Annotated in this window: 5 protein-coding genes; all 5 read left to right on the forward strand. The window is 71.1% G+C overall.

Translation table 11 applies throughout. From position 1 onward, the window contains the following. Positions 1–125 precede the first annotated feature (125 nt). Positions 126–479, forward strand: coding sequence for a hypothetical protein (locus tag HYV93_15565; protein ID MBI2527391.1), 354 nt, complete (start codon positions 126–128; stop codon positions 477–479). Further along, on the forward strand, positions 476–880 hold the full coding sequence (locus HYV93_15570; protein MBI2527392.1) for a 4Fe-4S binding protein: 405 nt from the start codon (positions 476–478) through the stop codon (positions 878–880). The genes HYV93_15565 and HYV93_15570 overlap by 4 nt, the downstream gene beginning before the upstream one ends. Then, positions 858–1634, forward strand: coding sequence for a glucose 1-dehydrogenase (locus tag HYV93_15575; protein MBI2527393.1), 777 nt, complete (start codon positions 858–860; stop codon positions 1632–1634). Before HYV93_15570 ends, HYV93_15575 begins: the two co-directional genes overlap by 23 nt. After that, positions 1631–3703 (forward strand): hydantoinase/oxoprolinase family protein, encoded by a 2073-nt coding sequence (locus tag HYV93_15580; protein MBI2527394.1) that lies wholly within the window; start codon positions 1631–1633, stop codon positions 3701–3703. Before HYV93_15575 ends, HYV93_15580 begins: the two co-directional genes overlap by 4 nt. Position 3704: 1 nt before the next feature. Further along, on the forward strand, positions 3705–4805 hold a 1101-nt coding region (locus tag HYV93_15585; protein MBI2527395.1), incomplete at its 3' end, for a hydantoinase B/oxoprolinase family protein.

Below are 4805 nucleotides of genomic sequence, written 5' to 3' on the forward strand. Positions count from 1 at the left end.
AGCGGCGCGCCGAGAGCCGCGGTCACCATTTCCGCTCCGACTTCCCCGAGCCCGCCAGCTCCCCATCCTCCGGCGAGCCCCGGCAGGCCACGACCGCCGGGGCTGCCGGAGCTCGGGAGTGACGCATGGACGAGCCGGTGAACGCTCAGCCGATCGTGGTGCACGTGCAGCGGGCTCCCAAGGGCGAGCCGCAGCTCTGGGAGCGATACGAGCTGCCGGGGGATGAGGCCACCACGGTCTTCATGGCCCTCCGTTCGATCTACGAGACGCTCGACGGCACGCTCGCCTTCCGCAACTACACCTGCTGGAAGGGGCTCTGCCGCGCCTGCGAGGCGACCGTGGGGGGCCGGCCGGTGAAGGGCTGCCTCGCGGTGCTTGAGCCCGGGGGCGAGTACCGGATCGAGCCGCGCGAGGAGTGCGTCGTCCAGCGCGATCTCTTCGCGCCGGGGCGGCGGACGGGGCAGGGGACGAGCCCGTGACGGTCTCCGCCAAGGCGCATCTCCCGCTTCCGGTTACGCCCGTCTTCCGCGAGCACCCGGCAGGGTCGCTCGTGACTGACGACATCACCTATTCGGAGTTCCGACGGCAGGCGCGGGCGCCGCGGCAGGGGACGTCTCGGGGGCCGACCCGGTCCTTCGACGAGGTGAATCCGGGGCTCTCGCTGCAGGACACGCGGAGGGAGGCCGGGCGCTGCTTCCACTGCGGCCGCTGTACCGGCTGCGACCTCTGCCGGCTCATGCGCCCCGAGGTCGTGGCGATTGCCGCTCCGGCACCGCGTCACTTCCAGATCGATCTCGCGTTCTGCAAGCGCTGCGGTATCTGCCTCTGGGCCTGCCCGCGCGGGGTGATGACGGCCGATGGGAACGTTGTCGCCAGCTGAGATCCTCAGACTTGACGGCAGCGTCGCCATCGTCACCGGCGGCGGGCGCGGCATCGGTCGCGCCATCGCCCGGGCACTCGCGGCGGCCGGCGCCCGCGTCGTGGTGACCGCTCGCACTCGGAGTGAGCTCGACGTGACTGTGGAGGAGATCCAGTCGGTGGGCGGTGAAGCTCTCGCGGTCGCGGCGGACGTCAGGCGCTCGACGGCCGTCGACGCGATCGTGACAGCCACGCTGGACGCGTTCGGCACGCCCGACATCCTCGTGAACAACGCGGGCATCCAGCTCACGCGGAAGCCCTTCGTGGAGGTCACGGAGGAGGAGTGGCTCGCCGAATTCGACGCGAACGTCCACGGGGTGTTCCGGTGCTGTCGGGCGGTCGGCCCCTTGATGCTGGAGCGGGGGCGGGGCGCTGTCGTCAACATCGCCTCGACCGCCGGAGCCGTGGGACGCGCCGGGCTGGTCGGGTACACCGCGGACAAGGGCGCGGTGATCCAGCTCACGCGGTCCCTCGCGCGGGAGTGGGCGCCCGCCGGCATCAGGGTGAACGGCATCGGCCCCGGCTGGATCGACACCGCGGCTGCCGCGCAGGTGGCGTCGACTGCCGACCTCAGGGCCCGGCTGCTCGCCCAGGTTCCGCTCGGCCGGATCGGCCGGCCCGAGGAAGTCGCCTGGCTCGCGCTCTATCTCGTCTCTCCGGCGGCGGCGCTCGTCACCGGGCAGACCTTTTTCATCGACGGAGGGCTGATCGCTTGACGCTCACTGTCGGCATCGATATCGGCGGCACCTTCACCGACCTGGTCGCGTTCGACGGCGAGACCGGCGCCATCGAGCTGGGGAAAGTCCTGACCACGCCGGCCGATCCGTCCGTGGGCGCCCTGGAGGGACTCCGCCAGCTGCTGAACCGTCTTCGTCGCCCCGCCGGGGACATCGGCAACTTGCTGCATGCCACCACGCTGGTGACCAACGCGATCATCGAGCGTCGCGGGGCCGTGACGGGCCTCATCACCACCCGGGGCTTCCGCGATCTCCTCGAGATCCGCCGCGAGAACCGCTACGACATGTACGACATCGGGCTCGAGATGCCCAGGCCGCTCGTGCGGCGCCGCCTGCGGCGCGAAGTGCACGAGCGCGTCCTGGCCGACGGCTCGGTGGCGGTGCCGCTGGCGACGCCAGAGGCCGAGGAGGTCGTGACCTCGCTGGTGGCCGAGGGGGTGGAGGCCATCGCCGTCTGCTTCCTCCACGCCTACCGCAGGGGAGACCACGAGAGCGCGGTGCGGGCCATCGTCGAGCGTCTGGCGCCGGGCGTCGGCGTGTCGCTCTCGTCGGAGGTGGTGCCGGAGATCCGCGAATACGAGCGGACCTCCACCACGGTGGCCAACGCCTATGTCCAGCCCCTCATGCGCCGGTACCTCGGGCAATTGCGCTCGGCGCTGGCCGACCGCGGCCACGCCGGCGGGTTCTTCGTCATGCTCTCGAGCGGCGGGCTCGCCACGGTCGACACCGCCGAGCGGTTCCCCATCCAGCTCGTCGAGTCGGGGCCCGCCGCCGGCGCCATGGCAGGCTCGTTCTACACCGAGCTCCTGGGCCTCAGCGGACTGATCACGTTCGACATGGGCGGGACCACGGCCAAGACGTGCCTGATCAAGGATCGGCGGCCCTTCAGCACCACCGACCTCGAAGTGGCGCGCCTCTACCGCTTCAAGAAGGGCAGCGGGCTTCCCATCCGAGTGCCCAGCGTCGAGCTGATCGAGATCGGCGCCGGCGGAGGCAGCCTGGCGGGGGTCGACGAGCTCGGGCTCCTGCGGGTGGGGCCGGAGAGCGCGGGCTCCGACCCGGGGCCCGCCTGCTACGGCCGGGGCGGCACGCGCCCGACGGTCACCGACGCCGACCTCCTCCTGGGCTACCTCGACGCCGACTATTTCCTGGGCGGCGAGATGCGCCTCGATGCCGACGCGGCCCGCCGCGCTCTCGCCGGCGGGGTCGCCGGTCCGCTCGGGCTCTCGCTGGAGGAGGCCGCGTGGGGCGTGCACGCCATCGTGAACGAGAACATGACGAACGCGGCGCGCCTCTACCTGGTGGACCGTGGTGAAGATCCGTCGTGCTACACGATGGTCTGCTTCGGCGGCGCGGGCCCCGTGCACGCCTACCGGGTCGCGCAGAAGCTCGGCATCAAGAATATCGTGTACCCGCTGGGGGCGGGCGTGACCTCCGCCTTCGGGCTCTTGGTCGCGCCGTTCTCCTTCGAGGTGGTCCGCACCGAGATCGCGCGCCTGGATCGGCTGGACCCCCGGCGGCTGGCCGTGCTCTACGCCGAGATGGAAGCGGAGACGCGCAAGCTCCTCCGGAGCGCCGGCATCGCCGAGCACGACATCGCCTTTCTCCGCTCGTGCGACATGCGCCACGTGGGCCAGAGCCACGAGATCCACGTGGAGGTGCCCGAGGTCAAGGAGCGCGACGACCTCGGCGCGGTCCTGCGGCAGGAGTTCGACGAGAGCTACGCGCGCCTGTACCACCGAGCGAACCCGCATCTTGGCGTGGAGGTCCTGAACTGGCGACTGGTCGCGATGGGGCCGCGACCCGTTGTGAGGATGGCGACGAGCGGGGGGGGCGGCGGCGGGCTGAAGGGCGCGCGGCTGGTCTGGCTTCCCGAGGCCGGTGGCCTTCGCCCGTGCCCTGTTTACGACCGCTACCGGCTCGTCCCCGGCCAGACCTTCGAGGGCCCCGCCATCGTGGAGGAGCGGGAATCGACCGCGGTGATCGGCCCGGCACGCATCGAGGTGGACGAGTACCTGAATCTGCGCGTCACGGTGGGAGGGCGCTGACGTGCGCGACCCCGTCCTCCTCGAGATCGTCTGGAGCCGGCTGATCGCCATGGTGGAGGAGCAGGCGCGCGTGCTGATCAACGCCGCCTTCTCGCCCATCGTCAGCGAGATGCAGGACCTCGCCGTCGGCGTCTTCGACCGGCGGGGCAACATGATCGCCCAGTCCATCACGACGGGCACGCCCGGCCACACCATCTCGATGGCGACGGGTGTCCGCTACTTCCTCGAGCGCTTCCCACCCGAGCGGCTCGAACCGGGTGACACGCTCCTGTCGAACGACCCCTGGCGGATCGCCGGTCAGCTCAACGACATGACCGTGGTGACGCCGGTGTTCCACAAGGGGGCGCTCCAGGCCTTCTTCGCGAGCACGTGCCATTCGATCGACGTGGGCGGCCGCGGGTACTCGGCCGACAGCCGCGAGGTCTACGAGGAAGGGCTCGCCATCCCTGCCCAGAAGCTGATCCGGGCCGGTGAGCCGAACGAGGAGCTCTTCGAGCTGATTGCGGCCAACGTGCGGGCGCCGCGGGAGGTGCTGGGGGATCTGCGCGCCCAGGTCGCCGCCAATGAGGTCACCGCCGCGCGCCTCACCGCGCTGGTCGACGAGTTCGGCCTGAGCGGTCTCGACGAGGTCTCCGATCCCATCCTGGACCGCTCCGAGACCGCCATGCGCCGGGCCATCGCGGCGATCCCGAACGGGACCTACCGGCACGCGATCCAGCTCGACGGCTTCGACGAGCCGATCCGCATCGCCGCCGCCGTCACCATAGAGGACGAGCGCGTGGCCGTGGATTTCAGCGGCTCCTCCCCGCAGTCCACGCGGGGTATCAACGTCGTCCTCAACTACACGTTCGCGTACACCGGCTACGGCCTGATCTGCGCCATCTGCCCGTCGGTGCCCGTTAATGCCGGCACCTTTCGGGCGCTCGACGTGTGGGCGCCGGAGGGCTCGATCCTGAACGCGCGGTTTCCGGCGGCTGTGGCCGGCCGCCATCTGGTGGGCCACTTCCTTCCCTCGGCGGTGCTCGGGGCGCTGGCGCAGGTGATCCCCGGGCGGGTGATGGCGGAGTCGTCGGCGCTGGGCGCTGCCACGATCTACGGGCGC

Source organism: Candidatus Rokuibacteriota bacterium, from assembly GCA_016188005.1.
In the GTDB taxonomy this organism is placed as follows: Bacteria; Methylomirabilota; Methylomirabilia; order Rokubacteriales; family CSP1-6; genus UBA12499.